Annotated in this window: 25 protein-coding genes; 18 read left to right on the top strand and 7 right to left on the bottom strand. The window is 42.9% G+C overall.

What is annotated here, in order from left to right:
• The first annotated feature begins 13 nt into the window (after positions 1–13).
• The 16 genes from AC59GT_RS12635 (at position 14) to AC59GT_RS12560 (ending at position 17416) form a co-directional block, all read left to right on the top strand.
• The gene (locus AC59GT_RS12635; RefSeq protein ID WP_117383440.1) at positions 14–1006 is read left to right on the top strand and encodes an NADH-quinone oxidoreductase subunit G; all 993 of its coding nucleotides are present in this window, start codon (positions 14–16) and stop codon (positions 1004–1006) included.
• Positions 1006–2052, top strand: coding sequence for an NADH-quinone oxidoreductase subunit NuoH (gene nuoH, locus AC59GT_RS12630; RefSeq protein ID WP_117383441.1), 1047 nt, complete (start codon positions 1006–1008; stop codon positions 2050–2052). The genes AC59GT_RS12635 and nuoH overlap by 1 nt, the downstream gene beginning before the upstream one ends.
• Positions 2053–2062: 10 nt before the next feature.
• Positions 2063–2560: a NuoI/complex I 23 kDa subunit family protein gene (locus AC59GT_RS12625; protein ID WP_117383442.1), complete on the top strand. Its 498-nt coding sequence runs from the start codon at positions 2063–2065 to the stop codon at positions 2558–2560.
• Positions 2561–2622: 62 nt separating this feature from the next.
• On the top strand, positions 2623–3123 hold the full coding sequence (locus AC59GT_RS12620; RefSeq protein ID WP_497237970.1) for an NADH-quinone oxidoreductase subunit J family protein: 501 nt from the start codon (positions 2623–2625) through the stop codon (positions 3121–3123).
• The gene (gene nuoK, locus AC59GT_RS12615; RefSeq protein WP_497237969.1) at positions 3123–3452 is read left to right on the top strand and encodes an NADH-quinone oxidoreductase subunit NuoK; all 330 of its coding nucleotides are present in this window, start codon (positions 3123–3125) and stop codon (positions 3450–3452) included. Before AC59GT_RS12620 ends, nuoK begins: the two co-directional genes overlap by 1 nt.
• A gap of 87 nt (positions 3453–3539) precedes the next feature.
• On the top strand, positions 3540–5444 hold the full coding sequence (nuoL, locus tag AC59GT_RS12610) for an NADH-quinone oxidoreductase subunit L (protein WP_497237968.1): 1905 nt from the start codon (positions 3540–3542) through the stop codon (positions 5442–5444).
• A 21-nt stretch (positions 5445–5465) separates the two neighbouring features.
• Positions 5466–6932, top strand: coding sequence for a complex I subunit 4 family protein (locus AC59GT_RS12605; RefSeq protein WP_497237967.1), 1467 nt, complete (start codon positions 5466–5468; stop codon positions 6930–6932).
• An 18-nt stretch (positions 6933–6950) separates the two neighbouring features.
• On the top strand, positions 6951–8336 hold the full coding sequence (locus AC59GT_RS12600; RefSeq protein WP_497237966.1) for an NADH-quinone oxidoreductase subunit N: 1386 nt from the start codon (positions 6951–6953) through the stop codon (positions 8334–8336).
• 53 nt (positions 8337–8389) lie between these two features.
• A complete protein-coding gene (locus tag AC59GT_RS12595; RefSeq protein WP_497237965.1) occupies positions 8390–9043 on the top strand; it encodes a DedA family protein in 654 nt (217 codons plus the stop codon).
• Between the two features lie 5 nt (positions 9044–9048).
• Positions 9049–9597 carry an inorganic diphosphatase gene (locus tag AC59GT_RS12590; RefSeq protein WP_117383449.1) on the top strand — a complete coding sequence of 183 codons (549 nt, stop codon included), beginning with the start codon at positions 9049–9051 and terminating at the stop codon, positions 9595–9597.
• A 5-nt stretch (positions 9598–9602) separates the two neighbouring features.
• Entirely contained in the window at positions 9603–10943 is a 1341-nt protein-coding gene (locus AC59GT_RS12585) for a hemolysin family protein (RefSeq protein ID WP_117383450.1), read from the top strand.
• Positions 10944–10954: 11 nt separating this feature from the next.
• Positions 10955–11665 carry a 16S rRNA (uracil(1498)-N(3))-methyltransferase gene (locus tag AC59GT_RS12580; protein ID WP_497237964.1) on the top strand — a complete coding sequence of 237 codons (711 nt, stop codon included), beginning with the start codon at positions 10955–10957 and terminating at the stop codon, positions 11663–11665.
• Entirely contained in the window at positions 11662–12321 is a 660-nt protein-coding gene (locus AC59GT_RS12575) for a DUF4159 domain-containing protein (protein ID WP_497237963.1), read from the top strand. The genes AC59GT_RS12580 and AC59GT_RS12575 overlap by 4 nt, the downstream gene beginning before the upstream one ends.
• Positions 12321–12818 (top strand): acyl-CoA carboxylase biotin carboxyl carrier protein subunit, encoded by a 498-nt coding sequence (locus AC59GT_RS12570; RefSeq protein ID WP_497237962.1) that lies wholly within the window; start codon positions 12321–12323, stop codon positions 12816–12818. Before AC59GT_RS12575 ends, AC59GT_RS12570 begins: the two co-directional genes overlap by 1 nt.
• A 131-nt stretch (positions 12819–12949) precedes the next feature.
• Complete coding sequence (locus AC59GT_RS12565) at positions 12950–16039, top strand: SusC/RagA family TonB-linked outer membrane protein (protein WP_497237961.1); 3090 nt, start codon at positions 12950–12952, stop codon at positions 16037–16039.
• Positions 16040–16054: 15 nt separating this feature from the next.
• Entirely contained in the window at positions 16055–17416 is a 1362-nt protein-coding gene (locus AC59GT_RS12560; RefSeq protein WP_497237960.1) for a RagB/SusD family nutrient uptake outer membrane protein, read from the top strand.
• Between the two features lie 47 nt (positions 17417–17463).
• On the opposite strand, the gene AC59GT_RS12555 is transcribed toward AC59GT_RS12560, so the two are convergent.
• The 5 genes from AC59GT_RS12555 to AC59GT_RS12535 form a co-directional block, all read right to left on the bottom strand.
• Complete coding sequence (locus AC59GT_RS12555; protein ID WP_497237959.1) at positions 17464–18015, bottom strand: NUDIX hydrolase; 552 nt, start codon at positions 18013–18015, stop codon at positions 17464–17466.
• On the bottom strand, positions 18002–18412 hold the full coding sequence (locus AC59GT_RS12550) for a hypothetical protein (RefSeq protein ID WP_497237958.1): 411 nt from the start codon (positions 18410–18412) through the stop codon (positions 18002–18004). The genes AC59GT_RS12555 and AC59GT_RS12550 overlap by 14 nt, the downstream gene beginning before the upstream one ends.
• Positions 18413–18459: 47 nt before the next feature.
• On the bottom strand, positions 18460–19302 hold the full coding sequence (locus AC59GT_RS12545; RefSeq protein ID WP_497237957.1) for a TPM domain-containing protein: 843 nt from the start codon (positions 19300–19302) through the stop codon (positions 18460–18462).
• The gene (locus AC59GT_RS12540; protein WP_497237956.1) at positions 19274–19708 is read right to left on the bottom strand and encodes a TPM domain-containing protein; all 435 of its coding nucleotides are present in this window, start codon (positions 19706–19708) and stop codon (positions 19274–19276) included. Before AC59GT_RS12540 ends, AC59GT_RS12545 begins: the two co-directional genes overlap by 29 nt.
• Positions 19709–19810: 102 nt before the next feature.
• Positions 19811–20389: a LemA family protein gene (locus AC59GT_RS12535; protein ID WP_117383459.1), complete on the bottom strand. Its 579-nt coding sequence runs from the start codon at positions 20387–20389 to the stop codon at positions 19811–19813.
• 181 nt (positions 20390–20570) lie between these two features.
• On the opposite strand from AC59GT_RS12535, the gene AC59GT_RS12530 reads away from it, so the two are divergent.
• A complete protein-coding gene (locus AC59GT_RS12530; protein WP_497237955.1) occupies positions 20571–22862 on the top strand; it encodes a GH92 family glycosyl hydrolase in 2292 nt (763 codons plus the stop codon).
• A gap of 110 nt (positions 22863–22972) precedes the next feature.
• On the opposite strand, the gene AC59GT_RS12525 is transcribed toward AC59GT_RS12530, so the two are convergent.
• Both AC59GT_RS12525 and AC59GT_RS12520 read right to left on the bottom strand, forming a co-directional pair.
• Positions 22973–23380, bottom strand: a complete 408-nt coding sequence (locus AC59GT_RS12525) for a hypothetical protein (RefSeq protein WP_497237954.1) — start codon at positions 23378–23380, stop codon at positions 22973–22975.
• A gap of 214 nt (positions 23381–23594) precedes the next feature.
• Positions 23595–24206, bottom strand: coding sequence for an RNA polymerase sigma factor (locus AC59GT_RS12520; protein ID WP_497237953.1), 612 nt, complete (start codon positions 24204–24206; stop codon positions 23595–23597).
• A 275-nt stretch (positions 24207–24481) separates the two neighbouring features.
• Between AC59GT_RS12520 and AC59GT_RS12515 the strand changes: the two genes are divergently transcribed.
• A complete protein-coding gene (locus AC59GT_RS12515; RefSeq protein WP_497237952.1) occupies positions 24482–26032 on the top strand; it encodes an NAD(P)/FAD-dependent oxidoreductase in 1551 nt (516 codons plus the stop codon).
• Positions 26033–26082 lie beyond the last annotated feature (50 nt).

Here is a 26082-nt window from a genome sequence, read left to right as displayed (position 1 = left end):
AGGAGGAATTTCAATGAAGGTTACAATAGACAACATATCAATAGAAGTAGAGCCGGGCACAACCATACTAAATGCCGCAAGGATGATAGGTGGCGACATTGTTCCGCCTGCTATGTGTTACTACTCCAAGCTGGAAGGTAGTGGTGGTAAATGCCGTACCTGCCTGGTAAAGGTGAGCAAAGGTTCTGAAAAAGATCCACGCCCGATGCCTAAACTGGTTGCTAGTTGCCGTACAACGGTAATGGATGGCATGGAGGTACAAAATATAACATCTCCTGAAGTTATTGAAGCTCGTAAGGGCGTTGTGGAGATGCTTTTGATCAATCACCCGCTGGACTGCCCGGTTTGCGACCAGGCAGGCGAATGCCACTTGCAGGATCTTGGCTACGAGCACGGCGCTGCCAAAACCCGTTATGAATTTGACCGCCGTACGTTCGAAAGGATAGACATTGGCGACAAAATACAGCTGCATATGACGCGCTGTATATTGTGCTACCGTTGCGTTTTCACAGCCGATCAGATCACTGATCACCGTATACATGGCATCCTGAACAGGGGAGACCACTCGGAAATATCAACTTATATCCAAAAAGCGGTTGATAATGACTTCAGCGGAAATATTATTGATGTATGCCCTGTAGGAGCATTAACAGATAAGACCTTCCGTTTTAAAAACCGTGTGTGGTTTACCAAGCCTGTAGAAGCACATCGCGATTGCGACAAATGCTGCGGCAAAGTAACCTTGTGGTATAAGGGTGAAGATGTGCTGAGGGTTACCGCACGTAAGGACGAATACGGTGAGGCAGAAGAATTCATTTGTAACACCTGCCGTTTTGATAAAAAGAAAACTAGTGATTGGGTTATAGAAGGGCCTCGTAAGATTTCTAATAAATCGGTTATCAGCGCAAATCACTACGATACGCTTAAGCCGTTGCCGGTGGTTAAAACCAATCCGTTACTGCAGCAGGCCAATAAAGAACAATTTGAAAGGGAGACACGCCTCTAATGGAACTAACAGATATAGCCATTAAATTCGGGCTTATTATAGTTATTTTTTTAATAAGCCTTGTTATCGCCATGTATTCTACCTATGCCGAGCGTAAGATAGCGGCATTTTTTCAGGACAGGATAGGGCCAAACCGTGCCGGTCCATGGGGTATTCTGCAACCGCTTGCAGATGGTGGTAAAATGTTCCTGAAAGAAGAAATTATTCCTACAAACGCAACGCCATTCCTGTTCATAGTTGGCCCCTCTCTGGCTATTTTAACAGCTTGTATCGGCTCTGCGGTTATACCGTGGGGACAAAACCTGGTGGTGAATGGCAAGAGCATTCCATTGCAAGTTACTGATATAAACGTGGGTATATTGTACATCTTCGGTGTTGTATCCCTTGGTGTTTACGGCGTTATGATAGGTGGTTGGGCGTCAAATAACAAATATTCTTTGTTGGGTGCTATACGTGCTGCATCGCAAAACATCAGCTACGAAATTTCCATGGGCCTTAGCATTATTGCTTTGTTATTGGTTACAGGCACTTTAAGCCTGGGCGAAATAGCGCAGCAGCAGCATGGCTTTTGGGCAAATGGCTGGTTTACATGGAATTTCTTTAAGCAGCCATTAGGCTTCTTATTATTTCTGGTGTGTGCTTTTGCCGAAACCAACCGTACACCTTTTGACCTTCCAGAGTGTGAAACAGAACTTGTGGGTGGGTACCATACCGAGTATTCGTCTATGAAGCTTGGCTTTTACCTATTCGCGGAATACATTAATATGTTTGTTTCGTCGGCAGTAATGGCAACCCTTTATTGGGGTGGTTACAACTACCCGGGAATGGATTGGGTTGCTGCGAACGCTGGGCCAAATATTTCTGTAATATTAGGAACAGTGCTGTTGTTTGGCAAAGTATTCATGTTCATTTTCTTCTTCATGTGGATACGCTGGACAATCCCGCGTTTCCGTTATGACCAGTTGATGGATTTGGGCTGGAAAGTGCTTATACCGCTGGCTATAGCTAACATTGTTATTACCGGTATAGTTATTACCTTTTTATAAGAGCAGGTAAATGGAATCATTAAGTAATAAAAAGAAAGTTTTAGAGGTAAAGCCACTCAATTTTTGGGAGAAGGCCTACCTGCCGGCTATAGCAAAAGGGCTCAGTATCACCATGAAGCACTTTTGGAAAAAGCCTGTAACTATACAATACCCAGAACAGAAGCGTGAGTTCTCTGAAAACTTCAGGGGAATGCACTCACTTAAACGTGACGAAGAAGGACGTGAGCGTTGTACAGCTTGCGGGTTATGTGCACTATCATGCCCGGCAGAAGCTATTACAATGACTGCAGGTGAACGCCAGAAGGGTGAGGAAAACCTGTATCGTGAAGAGAAGTATGCCGCTGTTTATGAGATTAACATGCTGCGCTGTATATTTTGTGGCTTGTGCGAGGAAGCATGCCCTAAAGAGGCGATATACCTGGATGGTGATATTGTTCCGTCAGACTATCTACGTAAGGACTTTATTTACGGCAAGGATAAATTAGTAGAGCCACCTTTAAACCAATAACAAGAAGTTTTATACCTTTGCCCAGCCTTAAAAAGAGGCAAGGGTATTTGTAGAAGATAGATATGAGTACATTTTACGTCATTGCGTTTTTATCGATATTTTTCTCCATACTGGTTATTTCTGCAAAAAACCCGGTGCACAGTATTCTGTATCTTATACTCACCTTTTTTACTTTTACTATTCACTACATCTTATTGAACGCCCAGTTCCTGGCTATTGTAAACTTCATTGTATACATGGGAGCCATATTGGTGCTGTTCTTATACACGCTGATGCTTATCAACCTTAATAAGGAAGCTGAGCCTGTAAAACCTTTCCAAGTAAAACTGGCTGCCGTATTTGGTGGTGGTATTTTAGCGATTGCGCTGGTATCATCGTTAAAACTGGTAGGCGCGTCTGATCCGCTGGTTATCAAAAACCCGGGATTAGGATTGGTTAAAAATCTAGGTAAAGTATTGTTCAACGAGTTCTTACTGCCTTTTGAAGTTTCGTCCGTATTGCTGTTATCGGCAATGGTAGGCGCCGTTTTATTGGCTACAAAAGATCCTAAAGCAACCGCATAATGGAAAGTTTAACCCACGCAATTCACACGGTTCCGTTAAACCATTACATTCTTTTAAGCGCTATTATATTTTCTATCGGCGTAATGGGCGTGTTATTGCGCCGTAATGCAATAGTGATATTCATGTCTGTAGAGTTAATGCTGAATTCGGTTAACCTTTTATTGACCGCATTCTCCGTATATCGCGGCGACGCAGCAGGACAAGTATTTGTATTTTTTATTATGGCACTTGCTGCTGCGGAAGTTGCAGTGGGCTTGGCCATTATAGTGATGATATACCGGAACACAAATTCGATAGACATCAATGTCCTGAATCGTTTAAAGTGGTAAAGCACGCCTGTTCCTGAACAGGAGCGTTCGGCATAAAATAAATTTAAAAACTTCTGTTCCCTTCATGGGAATTATGGGGCGAATTATATGAACAATTTGATCTGGCTTATTCCTGTATTACCTCTGGCCGGTTTTGTAATAAACGGACTAGGACGTAACAGCTTATCTAAAGGCATTATTGGTACCATTGGCAGTTTGCTGGTGCTGGTGGCATTTGGATTAAGCCTTGCGGCATTCTTCCAGATAAAATCTTCCGGTGTCCCCATTAACGTTACTGTATTTGATTGGATCAGCGTAGGAAGCTTTAAAATTCCATTCTCTTTCCTGGTTGATCAGTTAAGCTCTATTATGTTGCTGATCATCACTGGTGTAGGTTTCTTAATTCACCTTTACTCTGCAGGTTACATGCATGACGATGCTGGCTTTGGCAAGTTCTTCGCTTACCTGAACCTGTTTGTGTTTTTTATGCTGCTTTTAGTAATGGGCAGTAACTACGTGGTTATGTTCATCGGCTGGGAAGGTGTGGGGCTTTGCTCATACCTGCTTATTGGCTTTTGGTATACTAATGGCGCCTATTCTGATGCTGCTAAAAAGGCATTTATAATGAACCGCATAGGTGACCTCGGGTTCCTGTTAGGTATATTCCTTTTAGCTAAAGAGTTTAACAGCACTTCTTTTCAGGAGATATTCCCTAAAGTGGGTGGCATGCCACGGGGGCATTTATACTTTACCGTAGTTACACTGCTGTTGTTTATTGGCGCGGTCGGTAAATCGGCACAGTTGCCGCTGTTCACCTGGTTGCCCGATGCGATGGCCGGCCCAACACCAGTATCAGCGCTTATACATGCTGCAACCATGGTTACAGCGGGTATTTACATGATAGCACGGTCTAACATCTTGTTCAGCATGGCGCCTGACACTATGGAGGTAATAGCTATCATTGGATTAGCAACTGCTTGCTTTGCTGCCCTTATTGCACTTACACAAACAGACATAAAAAAGGTACTGGCGTATTCAACAGTATCTCAGTTAGGATATATGTTCCTGGGCTTAGGCGTTGGTGCTTATACCGGGTCATTCTTTCACGTGTTAACTCACGCATTCTTCAAAGCTTTGTTATTCCTTGGAGCTGGTTCCGTTATCCACGCTATGGGAGGGGAGCAGGACATGCGCAAAATGGGAGGATTAAAAGGCAAGATTAAAATAACCTTTATTACCATGCTGCTAGGCACTATAGCCATTGCTGGTATCCCTCCTTTCTCGGGGTTCTTTTCAAAGGACGAGATATTAGCTGCTGCTTTTGCGCATAGCACAACATTTTACGTAGTTGGTGTTATCACCGCCGGTCTAACATCGTTTTATATGTTCCGTATGATGTACTTGACGTTTTGGGGTAAATTCCGCGGAACGCACGAACAAGAACATCACCTGCATGAGTCCCCTGCAAGCATGACTATTCCGTTGATAGTACTTGCGGTACTTTCAGCCATTGCAGGTGCTATTGGTGTTCCTGCAGTTATGGGTGGCCATCATGAACTTGGCGCTTACCTTGCACCTGTATTTAAAGGCTCGGTTGCCTTGCTTGGTGAGCATGAGCTAAGCCACAGCACAGAATGGATACTAATGGCTGTATCAGTGGGTGTAGCAATACTTGCGCTGATTTATGCTTATGTTAAATACGTAAGCAATGCTCACGTGCCGGTTGCAGATGATCAGGAAAGGCCTGCATTATCCAACCTGTCTTACCACAAGTTTTATGTAGATGAATTGTATGATACAATCATCCGTAAGCCACTTGATGCTGCATCGGTATTCTTTTATAACATCATAGAAAAAAGCGGAATTGACGGCCTGGTAAACGGTTTAGGTAAAGGTACAGTAGAGGCAAGCAAAGGCCTGCGTCTGCTGCAAACAGGTAATGTAGGGTTCTACATATTCATGATGGTTATTGGCATTATCGCCGTTTTAGTATACAGTTTTGTTAAAATATAAGCCTGGTGCTTACAATATAAAATGACGGTTAGTATTTTACTTTTTTTACCGGTTTTAGCTGCTATAGTTGTTTCGTTTATCAAGAACGGATCTGCAAAGCATGCAGCCATGTTTTTTGCACTTGCAGAGCTTGCACTGGCGTTTTACTTCCTCAGCGGCTTTGTTGCCGACAAATCTATACAGTATGCTATCGATCTGCCGTGGATACCTAAATTTGGCATTTACTTTAGCGCCGGCATAGATGGTATCAGCATGGTTATGGTGCTGTTAACTACAGTGCTTGTGCCAATTATTATCCTGACCACCTATGAGCATCAGTATAAGAATGCAAATGCTTTTTACGCTTTGATATTGTTCATGCAGGCAGGTTTGCTAACGGTGTTTACAGCTTTAGATGGGTTCCTGTTTTATGTTGGATGGGAAGCCGCGTTGATACCGATTTATTTCATCTGTGCGCTGTGGGGCGGCGAGAACCGCATCCGCGTTAACCTGAAATTCTTTATTTATACCTTTGCAGGGTCACTATTTATGCTGGTAGGTATTATTTACCTGTACCTGCAAACGCCTAACAAGGTGTATGACATTCATGCATTTTATGATCTGGCCTTATCACCCGGCCAGCAGTCGTGGGTGTTCCTGGCCTTCTTTACAGCATTTGCTATTAAGATGCCCTTGTTCCCTTTTCATACCTGGCAACCGGATACTTACAGCGAAGCACCATCAGGCGGTACCATGATGCTTTCAGGTATTATGCTAAAAATGGGTATTTACGGCGTTATCCGCTGGATGATACCTAATGCACCGTTAGGCTTTTTACATTGGGTGAATACGGTCATGATACTTGCTATTATTGGCATTGTATATGCATCAATAATTGCCTTTAAACAAAAAGATGGTAAGCGCCTGGTAGCCTATTCTTCTATAGCACACGTTGGTCTTATAGCTGCGGGTATTTTTGCCTGGAACCTGGTGGGTATACAGGGTGCCTTAATACAAATGGTAAGCCATGGTATAAACGTAGTAGGAATGTTCTTTATATGGGATATTATAAGCCGCAGAATGAACACCCGTGATATAGACCAGTTGGGTGGCATTGCTAAAGTAGCTCCAAATTTTGCAATTGCATTCCTGATTATAACACTGGGTACAGTTGCATTGCCGCTTACTAATGGATTTGTTGGCGAGTTTCTTTTGTTAAAGAGTGTTTTTAGCTACGGTTTGTATTTCGCAGCTGTTGCTGGCCTTACCATAATCTTTGGTGCTGTTTATATGCTGAGAATGTACAAAGGGGTGATGCAAGGGCAGTTAAACGACCTTACAGCAACATTTACAGATATTAAAGGTTCAGAGAAGCTTGCGTTGGGTATTATTTGCGCGCTGATTATTGTTATTGGTGTTTATCCGCAGCCGCTTTTGCATATATCTGAAGCTGCCGCAAATCACCTTTTCAACGAGGTTAGTCATAAGTTTATGAATGCTAAATTTTAACATACAGATATAATAGAAATGACACCTTTAATTATCATATCTGTTTTACCGATAGTACTACTTTACCTCGGCTTGTTTAAAGCTCAAAAAGCCTTGTTGCCGGTTGCTATTATTGGTATGCTGGTTGCTATGGGCACAGCCATTGCAGCATGGACCACTCAAGATCAAGCACAGCCTATTTATAGCGGCATGCTGCTGTTCAACAACTTTTCTGTTGCCTTTACAGTAGTAAGCATCATATCTACCATATTGATTTTGATGCTTTCAAAAGGCTATTTTGAAAAGATAAGCGCACATGTTGCGGAGTACTATGCTATCATTCTATTCTCGCTTGCGGGAATAATAGTTATGGTAAGCTATCACAACCTAACCATGCTGTTCATCGGTATTGAAATCATGTCAGTTAGTTTGTACATCCTTGCCGGCATTCGTAAAAACGATTTTGCCTCCAACGAAGCTGCTTTGAAGTACTTCTTAATGGGTGCCTTCTCAACCGGGTTCCTATTGTTCGGCATAACGCTTATTTACGGCTCAACAGGTTCTTTTGATTTGGATGCAATCCGTGACTGGATCGTAACGCACCCCCGCAAAGTTGATCCGCTGTTCTATACCGGTGTAATGCTTATTATAGTAGGCCTTTGTTTTAAAGTGGGCGCCGCACCATTCCACTTTTGGACGCCAGACGTTTATGAAGGTGCTCCTTCGCTCATTACCGCATACATGTCTACAGTTGTGAAAGCAGCAGGTTTTGCAGCGTTCCTTAGGCTGTTCTCAGCTTGTTTTGCCACCATTGCCGATTTCTGGGCACCTGTGCTAATGGTGATAACCATAATAACTTTGTTTATCGGGAATATCACGGCGCTTTACCAGCAAAGCTTTAAGCGAATGCTGGCGTTCTCCAGTATATCGCATGCCGGATACTTGCTTTTTGCTATAGTAGCATTGGGTGCCGCTTCTGCAAACTCAGTATTTGTTTATGCTACAGCATACTCTATCGCATCAATAATCGCATTTGGAGCACTGGTGCTGGTAAGGCAGCAAACCGGGACTGACGATTTTGAGGGTTTTAATGGTCTGGCCGGCAAAAACCCGTTTCTAGCGTTTGTACTTACAATCAGCATGCTTTCCCTTGCGGGGATACCATTGACTGCAGGCTTCATGGGTAAGTTCTACATGTTTTCAGGTGCATTACTTCAATACAGGTACTGGTTGGTGATCATAGCTGTAGTAAACGCTATTATAAGCATCTTCTACTACTTTAGGGTTATAGTAGCCATGTATTTCCGCCCTGCGGAACGTACAGAAGTAGTAGTTCCGGCATACTACAAGTTTGTATTAGGCTTCTCTGCTTTAGCTACCATAGTGATAGGGGTTTACCCTACCCTGGTATCTAGCCTTATTTAATTTTGCTTGAAAGCATTTTTCCATTAATATTTGTAGTTTTACAGATATAGTTGATGGAGAACTTTTGGGAATACCTGCGCACTTTAACAGATGCACAATCCATTATTAGCAGTGGCGGTTTTTACTTGCTGCTTATTGTGGTTTTTGCGGAAACCGGCTTGTTTTTCGGGTTCTTTCTTCCCGGCGACTATCTGCTGTTTTTAGCTGGGATACTTAGTGCCGCCGGTATCATACAAGTGCCGGTTTACGTATTGGTTCTTTCATTGATTGCTGCAGGCATCTTGGGCAACTTTACAGGCTATTGGTTTGGTTATCGAACGGGGCCTGTTTTGTTCAGTAAGAATGATTCGTTGTTCTTCAAGAAGCGCTATATCGTAGTTGCCGAAGAGTTTTACGCAAAATATGGTGGAATGGCCCTCATCTTAGGAAGATTTTTCCCGATAGTTAGGACTTTTGCCCCTATATTTGCAGGTGTTGTTAAAGTGGATATTAAAAAATTTACTTTATACAATATCATTGGCAGTGTTGCATGGGTAACCACGTTAACACTGGCTGGTTATTTTTTGGGCCGCAGGTTCCCGCAACTAAAAGATTACCTGCAATATATAGTACTAGGATTAATAATTATAACAACAGTGCCGCTGATTTTTGCTTTTGTCAAAAAGAAGATTTCGGGCGGCAACGAAACAAATAAAAACAACATCTAAACTGCATGAGCACCCTACACCCATGGCACCAGGTTTCTCCTGGTGAAAACATTCCTGAGATTGTAAACGCGATAATTGAAATACCAAAAGGCTCAAAAGCCAAATATGAAATTGACAAAGATTCAGGCTTGTTAAAACTTGACCGTGTTTTGTTTTCATCTGTGATGTACCCTGCTAATTATGGTTTTATACCACAAACATATTGTGACGATAAAGATCCGCTTGATATTTTAGTACTTTGCTCTATAGACGTTTTCCCAATGTCTATTATTGAAGCTAAAGTGGTAGGGGTAATGCACATGGTAGATAACGGCGAACAAGACGATAAGATTATTGCCGTAGCAAAGAACGATATGTCTGTTAACTACATTAACGATCTTAACGAATTGCCGCCACATGCCATGACCGAGATCGTTCGTTTCTTTAAAGATTATAAAAAACTGGAAGGTAAGAATGTAACTATTGAGCATTTGCTTGGTGTGCGTTATGCCCATAAAGTTATATCTGAAAGTATGGATCTCTATAAATCCACTTTCCCTGTTTACCAAGCGTAATTTTAATGGGCCCCGAGCATTACGAAATAAGTGTATTTTATATTATAGCCACCATTTTTTTGGTGCTTCTGAATGGGTTTTTTGTTGCCGCGGAGTTCGCCATGGTGCGTGTCCGCGGTTCGCAAATTGAAATTAAAGCAAAGTCTGGCAGCGGCGTAGCAAAGGTAGCACGCGGTATATTACATAATTTGGATGGCTATTTAGCCGCCACGCAACTCGGTATTACCATTGCTTCACTTGCGTTAGGTGTAGTGGGCGAAGAAGTTGCTACTAACATAGTGATAAGAGCATTTCTGGCGGTAGGCATAACACTATCACCTGGCTTTATCACAGCCAGCCATGTGCTTGCATTTGCAACAATTACAATTTTACATATTGTATTTGGAGAGTTAGCCCCTAAATCGATCGCTATTCAAAAGTCAGTTCGTACAACGTTAGCGGTTTCGTTACCGTTAAGAGGATTTTTTATAGCAGCAAGGCCATTTATCTGGGTACTTAATGGTTTCGCTAACCTGATTTTAAAAGCCTTTGGCATCGCTAATGTAGAGGGTGGTGAAACACATCATTCATCAGAAGAATTGCAATATTTGTTGGAGCAAGGCAAGGAAACCGGCGCCATTGATTCTAACGAGCACGAGTTGATACAAAACGTATTCGACTTCAACGAGCGCGTGGTAAAGAACATTATGGTGCCTCGCACCAAAATACAGGGTATAGAATTAGATACGCCTAAGGCGGAGCTGCTAGAAATGCTGGTTACCGAGGGGTATTCCCGCATGCCTGTGTACGATGAAGTGATTGATAAAATTGTAGGTATTGTGCACGCCAAAGATGTACTGCCTCTATTAGTAAAGGGTGATGACATAGTGTTGAAGGATATTATGCGGAAACCTTACTTCATCCCGGAAACAAAAAAGATTAACGACCTGATGGCCGAACTGCAGCAAAAGCGCATACAAATAGCAATTGTGAGCGACGAGTTTGGTGGTACAGCAGGTATGGTTACCCTTGAAGATATTGTTGAGGAGCTTGTTGGCGAGATACAAGACGAGTTTGACGAGGAAAAGCCAATTGTAGAAAAAATAACCGAACGCGAGTTTGTAGTTAACGCTCTTGCCCCTATTTACGACGTAAACGAGCATCTTCCGCATGACTTACCCGAAGATGGAGATTTCGATACAGTATCCGGATGGTTGGGCGACATTTTTGGTAAGATACCCGACGTTGGCGAGCAAAAAGAATCTAATGGCTACAATATAACAGTACTTAAAAAGTCTGATCAGAACATTGAATCCGTTAAATTAGAGCTGTTAATAAATGAGGAGGATGCGGTAGACCTGCACTAGTAACACAAGCTATGCATTTGTTTTACACGCCTGATATCGACCCTAAATTATCCCAATACTTTTTAACCGAGGAAGAAAGCAAGCACGCCATACGTGTATTAAGGCTTGTTGTAGGCGATCTGGTTACTTTGATTGATGGTAAAGGCGGGTTATATAGCGCCGAGATAAAGGACCCACATCCAAAGCGGACAATCCTGCACATCAACTCTGTTGAATTAAACTATCAAAAGCGAAACCACTACCTCCATATAGCCATTGCGCCTACAAAGAATATTGAGCGAACCGAATGGTTCCTTGAAAAGGCAACAGAAATAGGTATTGATGAAATATCTTTAATCATTTGCCAGCGGTCTGAAAGAAAAGAGGCCAAGATAGACCGACTGAATAAAATTATTACATCAGCTATAAAGCAGTCTATTAAGGCATACCACCCGGTACTGAACGAAGCCGTAACTTTAAGCCAGTTTATTAAAAGCAGTGCCGATAGTCAGAAGTATATTGCTCATTGCATCGACAGTGAAAAAACTACTCTTTCACAAACGCTGGTACCCGGAGGAAAGACGCTGATCTTGATAGGGCCCGAAGGTGACTTTACTCCTAACGAAGTAGATACCGCTTTGCAAAGCGGATTCAATCCAATATCTTTAGGCGAAAGCCGTTTACGTACAGAGACAGCTGCCTTGGAGGCCTGTTTTGAAGTGAACTTTTTAAATCGGACATGAGGAAATTACTTCTGGCACTATTATTTGTTTTGCTTATTACAGCAAGCGGCTTCAATGTGCCATCCTATAAGATGGGCAGGCTTAAGTATAATGGAGGTGGTGATTGGTACGGCGACCGTACTGCATTAGTCAACCTGATTAAATTCTGTAACGATAACCTTAAAACCAACTTCGAACCTGAGGAAGAGACGGTAGAGGTTGGGAGCGAGCAGCTTTTTAACTATCCATTTATATTTATGACGGGCCACGGCAACGTGATATTCAGTGATCAGGAAGCTAAAAACTTGCGTAATTATTTAACTGGTGGTGGCTTTTTGCATATAGATGATAATTACGGGTTAGATAAGTTCATTCGGCCTCAAATGAAAAAGGTATTGCCGGAATTAAACTTTGTCGAACTACCCGTTAGTTATGCCATATATCATCAAAAGTTTAACTTCCCTGCAGGTCTACCCAAAATACATGAGCATGATGGTAAACGACCACAAGGCTACGGATTGATATATAAAGGTAGGCTGGTTTGCTTTTACACCGTTGAATGCGATCTTGGCAACGGCTGGGAAGATTTAGGAACTTACGCCGGTGATAGCCAGGAGACGCGGCTAAAGGCGCTACGCATGGGGGCAAACTTAATTCAGTATATATTTACTAAGTAATGTATAAGATAACAGTAAACGACAAATACCATTTCGAAACTGGCAGTCAGGATGGCGAGTTGCTTGTAAATGGTGAGACGCACCAGGCAGACATAGCTTGTATAAATAACTCTTTGTATAACGTAATAAAAAATAAGGTTTCCACACAAGTAGAAGTAATAAGCTTTGACAAAGCAACCAAAGTTGCAGAAGTTAGAGTGAATAATTCTATCTACAGCCTCACAGTAAAGGATAACTACGATCTCCTACTTGACAAAATGGGTTTAAGTTCTGCCAATGCTACAGTTGTAAGCGAAATTAAAGCGCCAATGCCTGGTTTGGTGCTTAAATTATTCGCAAAAGAACAGCAGGAAATAAAAAAAGGAGAAAATTTGCTAATACTGGAAGCAATGAAGATGGAGAATATTATAAAAGCACCCGCGGATGTAACAATCAAGTCTATTTTTATTGAAGAAGGTGGTAAAGTTGAAAAAGGACAGGTAATGATTTCTTTTTAGTTTATTAAATCTACTATTTAAGTAGATGAATTAGAATTTTGTTAACAAAGGACATAAATTTTTATGTCCTTTGTTGTTTTTGCACTTTTTAGTTGTTAACTTACTTTTTCTATTCACAAAACAACTAAAGCATGAAGAAAATTCTACTCTCATTCCTGCTGTTATTTGTATCTGTAACATTCGCTTTTAGTCAAAACAGTGTTATTACAGGTAAGGTAACTGATCAGAAGGACGGCTCAGCGTTACCGGGAGTAACGGTGTCCGTAAAAGGATCGCCAAACATCGGCGTGCAAACCGATATAAACGGCAGTTATAGCCTATCCGTGCCGGCAAGTGCGAAAACTTTGGTGTTCAAGTATATTGGCTACAAAGATTTTGAACTGTCAATATCAGGCACTGTATTGAACGCCGCGTTAACAACAGATTCTAAACAGTTAGGAGAAGTTGTAGTTGTAGGTTACGGCACACAAAAGAGGCAAAATATTACGGGTTCAGTAGCCTCTATAGCGGCAAAGGAAATAGGTAACACTCCGGTTACCACGCTTGAGCAGGCTATACAGGGTAAAGCCGCTGGTGTGGTTATTCAGGCCAACAACGGTAAACTCGGCCAGGGTATCAAGATTAGTGTACGTGGTACTTCATCTATCTCCGCGGGTACACAACCTTTGATAGTGCTTGATGGTATTATCCTTAACCAGGGCGACCTTTCAAGTACCTCTGCTGCAACCAACCCACTTGCGGATATAAACTTTAACGATTTCGAATCTGTACAGATTTTAAAAGATGCATCAGCATCTGCGATATACGGTTCCAGAGCCTCAAACGGCGTTATTTTACTTACATCTAAGCAGGGTAAAGCAGGCCGTACTAAATTAAACTTTAGTGCACAATTTGGTAACAGTAAACCCTCCAGGCACAGGCAGTTTCTGAACACAGAGCAGTATTTGCAGATAGAGCGCCGGTCTGCCGTTGGTGGAGCACTTCAGGATTTTAACAATGGCTTCTACGATACTTATGAAGATGCATTGGCAGATGATCAGGCTTTTGTAGAGAGCCGACTTACCAGGTATGCCGCAGGGCAGGCAGATGTTGGAGCAGTAAATACCGATTGGGAGAAGCTCGCTTATCAGGACGCGCCACAGGCAATATATGATTTGAATATGTCTGGTGGAAACGACAAGACCAACTATTACATATCCGGCCAGTACTCAGATCAAAAAGGTATACTACAGGGGAATAGGTTTAAGAAGTATTCAGGACGACTTAACCTATCATCAAAACCTTTCAACAGGTTGGACGTAGGGATGAACCTTAACTTCGCCAATACGGTAAACAACAGGATATCTGACGACAACCAGTTCTCTACTCCGTTGCAAATTGTGGCATTGTCACCTATTACACCAGTAATAGACCCGCGTTCGGGTTTGCTCAGCGGAAGTCTGCCAGGATCTGCAAGCAATTATCCTGTGTATTATAACCCATTGCTAAGTGTTGATAATGCCTATTTTAACACAACCATATACCGTACTATAGGCAACGTGTATGCAAATTGGCAAGTATTAAATCACCTAAGTTTCCGAAGCGAGTTTGGTGTCGACCAAACCAATCAAAATGAAGATAGTTATTATGGAAGGCTTACTTTCCGTAATACAGGTACTCCAAATGGTGCCGGTCAAAATACCAACAACAGCATTATACATTATACGGTAAACAACTACCTTACTTACAAAAATGTATTCAATACAAACCACTCGCTTGATGTTACCGGTGGTATGAGCTATGAATACAGCCACTTTGTTGGTAATGACATACAAGGACAGCAATTCCCGTCAGACGCTTACAAGCAAATTGCTTCTGCAGCGGTTAAGTCCGGAGGGTCTTCTTCACAAAATGAATATAGCTTTGTATCATATTTTGCCCGTGCCAACTATGCTTACATGGGTAAGTACTTGTTAACAGCAAGTGCCAGAACTGACGCATCATCGCGCTTTGGTACCAATAACAGGTATGGGTTTTTTCCGGCGGTATCCGGCGGGTGGATCTTGTCTGAGGAAGACTTCCTGAAAAATAGTACCGTACTGAGTAACTTGAAGCTTAAGGCAGGCTACGGGTTAACCGGTAATGCTGAGGTAGGTAATTATTCGGCATTGGGGCTTTTCTCAGGCGATGCAGGGTACAATGGTTCTGCCGGGCAGCGGTTTTTCCAAATAGCCAACCCAGATCTTAAATGGGAGACTACAGGACAATTGGATGTTGGATTGGACTTCGGATTTTTTAATAATCGTTTGTCAGGTACTGTTGACTACTACCGTAAAAACACACGTGATTTGTTATTGAATGTGAACATACCAGGAACTCTGGGGATTTCTACACAGACGCAAAATCTCGGCAAGTTGTATAATAAGGGCTTTGAGCTTGAGCTCTCAGGCGACATTTTTGTAGGCAAATTCCGGTGGACAGCTAGTGTTAACGCAGCTTACAATAAAAACATAGTAACTGATGTAAAAGGCCAGATATTGGGGACCAATGACCTAAACCGCGTTATAGAAGGCCAACCCATAGGTGTTTTCTACGGACGTGAGTACGCAGGCGTTGATCCTGCAAACGGCGACGCATTATACTACCTGAATACTAAAGACGCAAACGGTAATCTGGAGAAAGGTACTACAAACGATTATAACGCTGCGCAAAATGTGGTACTGGGTAACCCAACACCTAAATATACAGGTGGCTTTACCAATACGTTTGCTTACGGCGGTTTCGACCTTTCTGTAACCTTTCAAGGTGCATTTGGCAACAAAATATACAATGGCGGCGGTCAGTACATGAGCGCAAGCGCAAGTAACGGTTTTGATAACCAAACGGTTGATCAGATGAACTACTGGGATAAGCCTGGTGACATTACTGATGTGCCGGAGCCAAGGTTGTTTTACTCCAACGGAACGAATGCTTCAAGCAGATATCTTTCAAATGGTTCTTACGTAAGGTGTAAAACTGTTGCACTGGGCTATAACGTTCCTAAAGCGTGGTTATCCAAAATAAAACTAAACAACGCACGGGTATTTATGAACGCTTATAACTTGTTTGTAATAACTAAATATAAGGGTTGGGATCCGGAAGTAAATGCAGATTACCAGGCAAGTAACATAAACTTAGGGGTTGATTTTTACTCAGCACCACAGCCGCGCACCATTACCTTCGGAGTGAACATAGGATTATAATTTAATATTATAGCAATGAAAAAATTTAGACCAATATACATTACCGCTTTAAGCACAGCGTTGTTACTAACCGCTTGCAATAAGCAGCTTGACCTAAAACCATTTCAGCAAATAGAACAAGATCAAGCTATTCTTACGTCTACAGACGTGCAAATAACGCTGGTAGGTGCATACAACCGCCTCGGGCTTTCTGATGTTTACGGGGGAGGGGCTTTCTTTGAACCCGATTTGATGGCTACCCAATCTATAATTGACTGGCAGGGAACTTACCAGGATTTAACACAGATGGTATCACAAACCATTCCTAACGATAATGGCTTTGTTGCAAATATGTGGCTATCTTCTTACCAGGCTATTAACCAGGCAAACAATGTTATTGCCAACCTTGATAAAGCAGAGGCAGCGCAAAAAGACAGGATGGAGGGTGAAGCGAAGTTCATCCGTGGTATTGTTTATTTTAACCTGGTTGAGATGTACGGGAAGTCTTATAATGACGGCAGCCCGGCAACCAACCCGGGTGTCCCCATTGTGTTAACACCCACCAAGGTTGTAGACGAAACATCCAAGGTATCGCGTGCGAGCGTTGAGCAAACTTACCAGCAAGTAATTGCAGATTTAACAGACGCTGAGGCAAAATTGCCGGCAAGCAATAGCTTTTACGCAAACAAATATTCTGCTGCCGGTATGCTTGCAAGAGTGTATTTGCAAAAAGGCGATTACACTAATGCAGCTGCAGCTGCAAACAGGGTAATTGCGGCTAACAAATTTTCGTTAGTTAATCCATATACCGACGAGTTCCCTTACCCCGCTCAGGTGCATGTTGACAACTCTACAGAGGATTTGTTTGCTGTGCAGGTTACACCGCAGCAGGGTACAAACAGCATGAACACCTATTACGCCTCTGCCGATGATAGTGGCCGCGGCGACATCATTGTTAGAGACAATTTCCTGGCGGAGTTTGAACCAGATGATGAACGTGCTGAAATATATACACTGGATAGTGATGACGTGCTTAGGGTGGGTAAGTTCAGCAATGTGTACGGCAACGTGCGGGTGATCAGGCTTGCCGAAATGTACCTTATCCGCGCCGAAGCAAATTTTAGGCTTGGTACAGTGTTGGGAGCTACGCCGACCTCTGATATCAATAAGATAAGAGAACGCGCAGGCCTTGATGATGTTGCAACTGTAACGCTTGCGAGTATCCTAAAAGAAAGGCGGCTGGAACTTGCTTTTGAAGGCGGTTTCTTCCTGCACGATGCTAAACGGTTAAAACAAAACGTTGGTGCATTGCCTTATAACTCGCCAAAATTGGTGTTCCCTATACCTTTACGTGAGATAAATGCAAATGCTAATCTAACCCAAAACGAAGGTTACTAAAAAGAAAGCCCCGGAACTATCCGGGGCTTTCTTTTTACTTATTAAATCTAACTTATTTCTCCAAGCTTCATCAACGCGTAAAACAAGCCGGTACAATGCAACGCTTGTGGAATCTTGTTTTCGGCAAGCAATTGTTTTACTTCAGCAATGGTGTACTCAAATACTTCAATTCGTTCGTGTTCATCTAGGTGTTGTTCCTGAACTTTTTTACCGCCACGCGCCAAATAACAATAGGTTACATTGGCGGCAGTAGAAGGATTGGCATACACCGTCGAGATTAGCTCGATATCGTCAAATTCATAGCCGGTTTCTTCCAGTAGCTCTCGGCGCATGCCTTCGTCACGGCCTTCACCATCTTCTATAACACCACCGGGCAACTCTAACGATAATATGCCGGCTGCATGTCTGTATTGACGTATCAGCACTATTTTATTGTCTGTAGTAAGAGCAACTGCATTAGCCCAGTTGGGATATTCTAAAACGTAGTAATCGTCTACAATTGTTCCATCGGGCATTTCACATCGTTCAGATCTCAACGTGGCCCATGGGCTTTTATGCACATAGGTGGTCGAGAGAACTTTCCATTTATAGTTGTCCATAGTCTTTAAAGAAGCTGTAAATATGGCTTCTTTTACTCAAATTGTCGAAAGATTCGTAATGGTGCTTGTTCTCAAGTAAGTCAAATATTCGGATTACTTTCTTCAGTATACCAGCAGTAGCTTCATTCTTTTCAAAGGGATCTGCAAATACATAAAGTATTTGGCTTAGCGCATTCAGCTTTTCTACGCTGTAATTTCCTGCCAACAGCGTACTCTCAAACTCCTTTTCAGATAACACTAGTATGGAGGCAAGTTCCGTGTTGTATTCGCTTTGAAGTGTCTTATCAAGCTCCGCTTCGTAATCAGTCTGATTACCCTCAGCCTTTAAGCCCATAAGCTTGGCAAGCAAGAGCGCTAACTTGCGTGCTTCATTACGCATGTAATCACGTTGTAACATGATAAGTAATCGTAGTGTATGATAGCATAATTAGAATAGCTGAAGCATTACCAGCTACCGCTGCTACCGCCACCGCCTGAGCTGCCGCCGCCAAAGCCACCCCAGCCGCCGCCACCGCCGCCACCCCAGCTTCCACCACCGCCCCAGTCGCTGCCGCTACTCCGACCGCCACCGCCAAGCAAGTTTCCTGCAAGGAGCCACCAGAAAGGATTTGCTCCGCCACGGCTACCAATAACACGCCGGCCGCCACCGCCGCCGCCTTTGTTGCGAAAGACGATAATAAGTATAATAACTACAATGATGACGATAAAACCAATGCTGCCACCGCCTTTACCTTCAATCTGATTAGTTGCTTTTGATTCAGCTTTATACTCGCCCTTAGTCGCCTTGATTATGTCATCAGTTGCAGCATCCAGCCCACCATAAAAGTCACCTTCTTTAAAGCGGGGTTTCATATCGTTTTGGATGATTTCCTGCGTAGTAATATCCGGAAGTGCGCCCTCCAGCCCATAACCGGTTTGAATGGACATTTTGCGATCATCAGTAGCTACCAACACCAGCACGCCATTATTTTTATCTTTTTGACCAATTCCCCATTTCCGCATCAAACCGATGCCGTAGTCAATTATCTCATAGTCACCCAAGGTTTTGATCAGAACAATGGATATCTGATTGGATGTGGAGTCTTCAAAAGCCTTAAGTTTAGCATCCAGCTTTTGTTTATCGTCGGAGGAAAGCGTGCCTGTAAAGTCGGCTACCGGGCTGCTGGTTGGTTTCTCCGGATAGTCTTGCGAGAAGGCAGTAATAGTGCAAAGCACGAGGCTGATACACAATAGTATTTTTTTAAACATCAGGGTAAGTTTATTGGCCATCCATAAAGGCGATATCATCTGGTAACTCGTTACTGTCATCAATCAAGTGAGGGAAAAACGTTTTGAGCTGTTCACCTGCGAGAGCTACACCGGCAACAATTCCCTCAACAATGTTTCCGTACTTAAAATGTTCCAGCATTGCGTCTTTGGTAGTGTCCCAAAAATTGGCAGGTACAACTTTGTTAATTCCGGCATCACCAATAATGGCAAATTTCCGGTCGACAGTGGCAACGTAAATTAATACACCATTTCTAAGCTTGGTTTTATGCATTTCCAACTGTGTGAAATACTTTGCCGCCCGGTCTAGCGTCTCCTCATTACAGGTTTTCTCTATGCAGACCCTGATCTCACCAGATGTATTCTTTTCAGCTTCAGCTACCGCTTTTTGTATCCGCAGCTGCTCTTCATCGGTAAATACCGCCATGTTAATTAGTGATTTGGTAAATGGTAGTTTATTAAAAATTTAGTGAACTGGTACAGACACGATGGGTCGTAATCACCAATTCACTAAATCATACTTCACTAATTAAAAGGACACTTTAGGTGCCTTCTCAGAGCCGGGCTCTGCCTGGAAATATCCTTTTTCTTTAAAGCCAAACATCTTTGCAGTAATATTGGCTGGGAAAGAGCGGATTTTGCTGTTGTAAGCCTGTACAGCATCATTAAAATCTTTACGGGCTACAGAAATGCGATTTTCGGTACCTTCTAACTGTACCTGCAGATTTCTAAATGCGTCATTCGCCCTTAAAGTAGGGTAATTTTCGGTAACGCTTAACAGACGTCCCAAAGCGGCGCTTAACTGGCCCTGTGCTTCCTGATATTTCTGTATGCTTTCAGGAGTTAATTTGGTAGGGTCTACCTGTATAGAAGTAGCTTTGGCGCGAGCTTCGGTGACCTCTGTTAATGTGCTTTTCTCAAAATTGGCTTCGCCTTTAACTGTTGATACCAAATTAGGTATCAGGTCGCTGCGGCGCTGGTATTGAGTTTGTACCTGGCCCCATTTGCCTTTTACGTTTTCGTCTGCGCCAACCATGCTGTTATAACTGCATGAACTTAAAGACATGGCAGCAACCATAACTAATAGTATCGAGAATAGCTTTTTCATTTTTGTTGTTTGAGTTTTGGTGATGTAATTTACGAATTAGATTACAAAAGCCATACCGATGTTACAAACCGTAACATTTACGCCATAATGGCAAGGTAATGTGCTTTTAAATGGGCATAAACCGTATATGATATTATATTTGCCATAGTTATCTATTTACTGATCTGATTACTGCCATTTAATGAAAAAAACATTAGCCGCCCTGCTGCTTTTACCGGCGCTTTATGCCTCCGCACAAAAAAACAATCGCGAAAGCTTAGTACAATACGTGAAACCTATTATAGGTACCCAGCGCATGGGACACGTATATCCCGGTGCAACCGTTCCGTTCGGAATGGTACAGCTTAGCCCCGAAACAGATACAGCCAGCTATGAACTAAACGGGAAGTATAATCCCGATGTTTATAAATATTGCGCGGGGTACCAATATGATGATAAAACAATTGTAGGCTTTAGCCACACACACTTCAGCGGAACTGGCCACTCGGATTTAGGCGACTTTTTGATAATGCCTACTGTAGGAACCCTGAAGCTAAAACCTGGCACTGCTGATAAACCGGGCAGCGGGTATCGTTCCGGATTTTCGCACGCTAACGAAGTTAGTGCAGCAAATTACTACAAAGTAAAACTGGATGAGAGTAACATAACGGCTGAGATGACCACCACTACCCGCGTGGGCTTTCACCAGTATACTTTCCCCAAAAGCGACCAATCGCATATCGTTCTTGATCTGATGGCGGGTATTTACAATTATCCGGATAAGACAGTTTGGACTTACGTAAAGGTATTGGACGATAGTACACTTGTTGGCTACCGCCAAACAAACGGCTGGGCACGTACACGCACGTTGTATTTTGCAATGAAGTTTTCTAAGCCATTTACCCAATATGGTTTCAAAAAGTACGACAAGCGCCAGGTATATGGTGGTTTCTGGGGTAAATTTAACCAAAGCAAGAACTTTCCTGAGATTGCCGGGAAGCAGATACGTGCTTACTTCGACTTTAAAACCAACGAAGGTGAAAAGGTAAAAATTAAAATGGCCTTGTCGCCGGTGAGTATGGATGGTGCAATGGCCAACATGCAGGCCGAAGCGCCCGGCTGGGACTTCGAAAAGGTGAAAAGTGATGGACAGGCACTATGGGAAAAGGAACTGGACAAAATAACTGTTACTGGTAGCACAGAGAAAAAACAGGATTTTTACACGGCCATGTACCACACCATGATAAACCCTACCATTTACATGGATGTTGACGGGCAGTATAAAGGCCTCGACCAAAACGTTCATAAGGCAGATGGCTTTACAAATTATACTACGTTCTCCCTTTGGGACACTTACCGTGCTTTGCACCCGCTGTTCAACATAATTGAGCCGCAACGCAATGCCGATATGATCCGCTCAATGCTGGTACATTATGATCAGAGCCCTGAACATATGTTGCCGGTTTGGAGCAATTCTGCAAACGAGAACTGGTGTATGAGCGGCTACCACAGCGTATCTGTATTAGCTGATGCAATAGTAAAAGGCAACGCACCTTTTGACGCTAACAAGGCTTTAGATGCAGCTGTTGCAACTGCACGCCATCGCAGCTACGAGGGTATAGGCGAGTATATTGACAAAGGCTATATTCCTGACGAAAAAACAGGTGTGTCGGTATCTAACACGCTAGAGTATGCTTACGACGACTGGGCAATAGCCCAAATGGCAAAAAAGCTTGGCAAAACTTACATTTATAATGAATTCATCAAACGTAGCGAGAACTACAAGAATGTGTACGATCCAGCGGTTGGATTTATGCGCCCTAAGTTGGCCAACGGTACATTCCGTGCTAAGTTTGATCCGCTAAGTACCATTAATGAGGGTTTCATCGAAGGCAATTCATGGAACTATACCTTGTTTGCTCCGCAGGATCCCGAAGGGTTAATTAAGCTGATGGGCGGAGATAAACGCTTTGTTCGTTACCTGGATTCGCTGTTTACTATGGAACTGCCTGATAAGTACTTTGCAGAGACAGAGGACATCACCCGCGATGGTATTATTGGTAACTATGTGCATGGTAACGAACCATCGCACCACGTAGCTTACTTGTATAACTGGACTGATAAGCCTTGGAAGACCCAGGAACGCATCCGTATGATCCTGAACCGGATGTATAAACCAACACCTGATGGTTTAGGTGGTAATGATGATACGGGTCAAATGAGCGCATGGTACATCTTTAGTACCCTTGGCTTTTACCCGATAGCACCAGGCTCACCAGAGTATGCTATTGGCAGCCCTGCCATTAACACGGCAAGCATCAACGTTGGAAATGGAAAACAGTTTAACATTACAGTTAAAAACCAAAGCGAGAAGAACGTTTATATACAGAAAATGACGCTCAACGGTAAACCCCTAAATGGCTTGTCTATCACCCACGATCAGATTATGAGCGGCGGCGAGTTGGTGTTTTACATGAGCAGTAAGCATAAATAAGGAGTAGAGTACAGTACTTGAGGTTAGTTTGGCCTCGCTATATGCCCGTTTAAGCAAAGTCGGAGCTATTCGCAGAATGAAGTTTCTCAAACGGGCCTTGTTATTGCTGGTTAATTCCATGTGATAACGCCAACGCGCCTCAAAAAGAAACATGAATGCACAATAAAAAAGGGAATGCTCATGGATAGAAAAGATGGCCAAACGTCGTTATCATGGGTGTTGAGTACAACTGCAACAGATGCGAGTAATGGCAACACGTAATAACTCGCGAATGTATAATGTTTGTTTTCCCGCAAAATTGGTTTCGTGTTGATGAAAACCGTTGAGGCCAGCAGGGTAAGTGATAGGTTCCAAAATATTGCAGCAATATCCATGATTATAAGTCCCTGCCCGCCTTCAAGACTTTGCGACTCAGCTGAAAAAACGATAGCAAGCGTGATTATAGCAAGCACTGAACTGATGAGCCAAGTTATCAGCAGTTCCTTTGCAAGGCTTTTACCGGATACAGGATTCTCCATTAGGTAAATATAACAGACAGTAGTGTTCCGCAGAACTTTATTATTTAAACCGCTGTGAGGCTTTTGGGGGAGTTTGCCTTCATTGGTGATTTGTTGATCAATCCAACGGGCTTGTCGGAGGATCAATAAATCAGTGATTTTTTTGAATGCGATCTTTTTCAGTAGCTGCTATATTCTGCTAATTCTAAAATCCGGTAAATTCAGATTCAGACAATTAGTATGCTAACTCGTGGCTTTCTCTTACAGCAAGGCTGTTTAACTTATTTTTCAGGATGGTACGCGCGCGGTGCAGGGTTGTGCGAGACAAAAGTTCGCTCATGCCTAATTTGGTGCCTATTTCCTGGTGAGAGTAACCTTCAATGGCATACATGCTGAAAACTGAGCGGTAAGTGGTAGGAAGATCCTGCACCATAGCCATTAACTCTTTAGCCTCAAGTCCGTTACCGTTGCTGCTTGTGCTTACGGGTATGTTCTGTTCAACAAAATCATCTACCAAAACCATTGTTTTTGCTTTGCGATACCTTGAAATAGCGCTATGGACCATTATGCGGCGTATCCATCCTTCCAGACTGCCTTCACCACGGTAATTGCTCATGTTCTTGAACATTTTAATAAAACCTTCCTGTAATATATCCTGTGCTTCATCTTTGTCTTTGGCATAACGCATGCATACCGCAAGCATTTTTGGAGCAAGTGTTTTATAAAGCATTTCCTGTTGCTTTCTGTCGTTCTTCAGGCATCCTTCCCAAAGGGCTGCCAATTTTGTGTCGGTGTTTGGTGTCATAGTGATATTGTATTGATTCAGGTTATGCCAAAAATCAGCCATTTGTATAAATTGCTGATAATTAAATATTTAAAATTTAACTAAACTTTTAAGTGTTCGCTTCCGTACGGTAACCGTTCTTAATCGAACGACTTTATAAGTGTGAGACGTACACTAAGCAAAAACAACCCTACGTACTATATTTAAGATGTGATACACTGTCTAAATAATTTATTGAAAGTTACCACAGGACAAACTTTAACATAGCTATAAAGACGTTGTCGCCATGATCCAAAACAGTATCTTTGTACTATCCGGGATAAAAACCTGGCAGAATTATGATCAAGGAAGTTGAAATTGTTTGCCCTCCCGGGCAACAGGGTGATCAAGATGTTTTAAAGGCACTTGTATCTGCAAGTATTATTATCTCTCCAAAAAGAATTACCGGCGTAAAGGTTATCAAGCGATCGATAGATGCCCGCGGGCGTAAGGTGGTATACCGTATGCAGGTTCAGGCTTTTATAGATGAACCGATAGTTCCGGAGATCTTTAATCATCAGTATAAGAACGTAAAAGACGCTAAGCAGGTAATAATTGTTGGTGCTGGCCCTGCTGGCCTTTTTGCTGCTTTGGAATGTATAGATAAAGGATTAAAGCCAATAGTACTGGAGCGCGGTAAGGATGTAAAACAGCGCCGACGAGATCTGGCCAATATAAACAAGCAAGGGTTGGTCAACCCTGATTCTAACTATTGCTTTGGTGAAGGTGGTGCAGGTACTTATTCAGACGGTAAGCTATACACCCGCAGCACTAAACGTGGTGACGTTAATGGCGTTTTAAGAACCTTTGTAGCACATGGCGCTACAGAAGACATTTTGGTAGATGCCCGGCCGCATATTGGCACAAACAAACTCCCGCAGATTATTACAGCCATACGCGAAAGCATTTTAAATGCTGGTGGTGAGGTGCTGTTTGATACCAAGGTTACTGCCCTTTTGGTTGAGTTTAATAAAATAAAAGGAGTGCAGCTTGCAGGCGGAGAAAAGATGCTTGCAGAAGCTGTGATACTGGCCACCGGGCACTCCGCGCATGATGTTTTTAGAATGCTCCACAGTCAGGATATTTTAATAGAGGCAAAGCCCTTTGCGCTGGGTGTGCGAATAGAGCATCCGCAGGAAATAATAGACAAAGCCCAATATCACTGTGAATACCGGGGGCCTGATCTTCCGCCATCGTACTACAACCTGGTAGAGCAGGTAGATGGCCGCGGGGTGTTTTCGTTTTGCATGTGCCCGGGTGGCATTATAGCGCCTTGTGCCACAGATGTAAACGAAATAGTAGTAAATGGCTGGAGCCCATCAAAACGCAATAACCCGTTTGCTAACTCAGGTACTGTTGTACAGATAAATATGGAAGATGTACCCGGCGATTTGAATGATCCATTTAGAATGTTAAACTTTCAGCAGCAGGCCGAACATCTTGCATTTAAAGCAGGTGGTGGCAATCTGGTTGCGCCGGCTCAGCGTATGGTTGATTTTGTGGAAGGAAGGATATCAGCTGATCTGCCTGTAAATTCCTATTTACCCGGATGCAAGAGTACTGATTTAATAGAAGTACTTCCCAACTGGATACATGCGCGCTTGCGTAAAGCCTTACCTGCATTTGGCAGAAAGATGAAGGGTTATTATACTAATGAAGCAATATTGGTAGGCGTAGAATCAAGGACTTCATCCCCAGTAAAGATACCTCGTGACAGAGAAACCTTTCAGCACCCGCAAGTAGCGGGTTTGTATCCCTGTGGGGAGGGTGCCGGATATGCGGGCGGTATAATCTCGGCAGCTATAGATGGTGTGAATTGCGCTAATGCTGCTGCGGCATTTCTAAGTTAAATTTTCACTATAGATCGTTCAATTCCTATTACAGACTGTGTGAGATAAGC

Source organism: Mucilaginibacter sp. 320_HR (assembly GCF_059691875.1).
Note: the sequence above shows the minus strand (reverse complement) of the source record. Positions and strands in the feature narration are given on the sequence as shown.

What these genes read in the sequence shown, in the direction of transcription:
- AC59GT_RS12535 (WP_117383459.1), bottom strand. Translation starts at nt 20,389, where the DNA reads ATGAAAAAGCTATTCTCGATACTATTAGTTATGGTTGCTGCCATGTCT.
- AC59GT_RS12580 (WP_497237964.1), top strand. Translation starts at nt 10,955, where the DNA reads ATGCATTTGTTTTACACGCCTGATATCGACCCTAAATTATCCCAATAC.
- AC59GT_RS12595 (WP_497237965.1), top strand. Translation starts at nt 8,390, where the DNA reads ATGGAGAACTTTTGGGAATACCTGCGCACTTTAACAGATGCACAATCC.
- AC59GT_RS12590 (WP_117383449.1), top strand. Translation starts at nt 9,049, where the DNA reads ATGAGCACCCTACACCCATGGCACCAGGTTTCTCCTGGTGAAAACATT.
- AC59GT_RS12600 (WP_497237966.1), top strand. Translation starts at nt 6,951, where the DNA reads ATGACACCTTTAATTATCATATCTGTTTTACCGATAGTACTACTTTAC.
- AC59GT_RS12545 (WP_497237957.1), bottom strand. Translation starts at nt 19,302, where the DNA reads ATGATATCGCCTTTATGGATGGCCAATAAACTTACCCTGATGTTTAAA.
- AC59GT_RS12625 (WP_117383442.1), top strand. Translation starts at nt 2,063, where the DNA reads ATGGAATCATTAAGTAATAAAAAGAAAGTTTTAGAGGTAAAGCCACTC.
- AC59GT_RS12540 (WP_497237956.1), bottom strand. Translation starts at nt 19,708, where the DNA reads ATGGCGGTATTTACCGATGAAGAGCAGCTGCGGATACAAAAAGCGGTA.
- AC59GT_RS12570 (WP_497237962.1), top strand. Translation starts at nt 12,321, where the DNA reads ATGTATAAGATAACAGTAAACGACAAATACCATTTCGAAACTGGCAGT.
- nuoK (WP_497237969.1), top strand. Translation starts at nt 3,123, where the DNA reads ATGGAAAGTTTAACCCACGCAATTCACACGGTTCCGTTAAACCATTAC.
- AC59GT_RS12585 (WP_117383450.1), top strand. Translation starts at nt 9,603, where the DNA reads ATGGGCCCCGAGCATTACGAAATAAGTGTATTTTATATTATAGCCACC.
- AC59GT_RS12620 (WP_497237970.1), top strand. Translation starts at nt 2,623, where the DNA reads ATGAGTACATTTTACGTCATTGCGTTTTTATCGATATTTTTCTCCATA.
- AC59GT_RS12635 (WP_117383440.1), top strand. Translation starts at nt 14, where the DNA reads ATGAAGGTTACAATAGACAACATATCAATAGAAGTAGAGCCGGGCACA.
- nuoH (WP_117383441.1), top strand. Translation starts at nt 1,006, where the DNA reads ATGGAACTAACAGATATAGCCATTAAATTCGGGCTTATTATAGTTATT.
- AC59GT_RS12560 (WP_497237960.1), top strand. Translation starts at nt 16,055, where the DNA reads ATGAAAAAATTTAGACCAATATACATTACCGCTTTAAGCACAGCGTTG.
- AC59GT_RS12530 (WP_497237955.1), top strand. Translation starts at nt 20,571, where the DNA reads ATGAAAAAAACATTAGCCGCCCTGCTGCTTTTACCGGCGCTTTATGCC.
- AC59GT_RS12550 (WP_497237958.1), bottom strand. Translation starts at nt 18,412, where the DNA reads ATGTTACAACGTGATTACATGCGTAATGAAGCACGCAAGTTAGCGCTC.
- AC59GT_RS12515 (WP_497237952.1), top strand. Translation starts at nt 24,482, where the DNA reads ATGATCAAGGAAGTTGAAATTGTTTGCCCTCCCGGGCAACAGGGTGAT.
- AC59GT_RS12575 (WP_497237963.1), top strand. Translation starts at nt 11,662, where the DNA reads ATGAGGAAATTACTTCTGGCACTATTATTTGTTTTGCTTATTACAGCA.
- nuoL (WP_497237968.1), top strand. Translation starts at nt 3,540, where the DNA reads ATGAACAATTTGATCTGGCTTATTCCTGTATTACCTCTGGCCGGTTTT.
- AC59GT_RS12555 (WP_497237959.1), bottom strand. Translation starts at nt 18,015, where the DNA reads ATGGACAACTATAAATGGAAAGTTCTCTCGACCACCTATGTGCATAAA.
- AC59GT_RS12520 (WP_497237953.1), bottom strand. Translation starts at nt 24,206, where the DNA reads ATGGCTGATTTTTGGCATAACCTGAATCAATACAATATCACTATGACA.
- AC59GT_RS12525 (WP_497237954.1), bottom strand. Translation starts at nt 23,380, where the DNA reads ATGGAGAATCCTGTATCCGGTAAAAGCCTTGCAAAGGAACTGCTGATA.
- AC59GT_RS12565 (WP_497237961.1), top strand. Translation starts at nt 12,950, where the DNA reads ATGAAGAAAATTCTACTCTCATTCCTGCTGTTATTTGTATCTGTAACA.
- AC59GT_RS12605 (WP_497237967.1), top strand. Translation starts at nt 5,466, where the DNA reads ATGACGGTTAGTATTTTACTTTTTTTACCGGTTTTAGCTGCTATAGTT.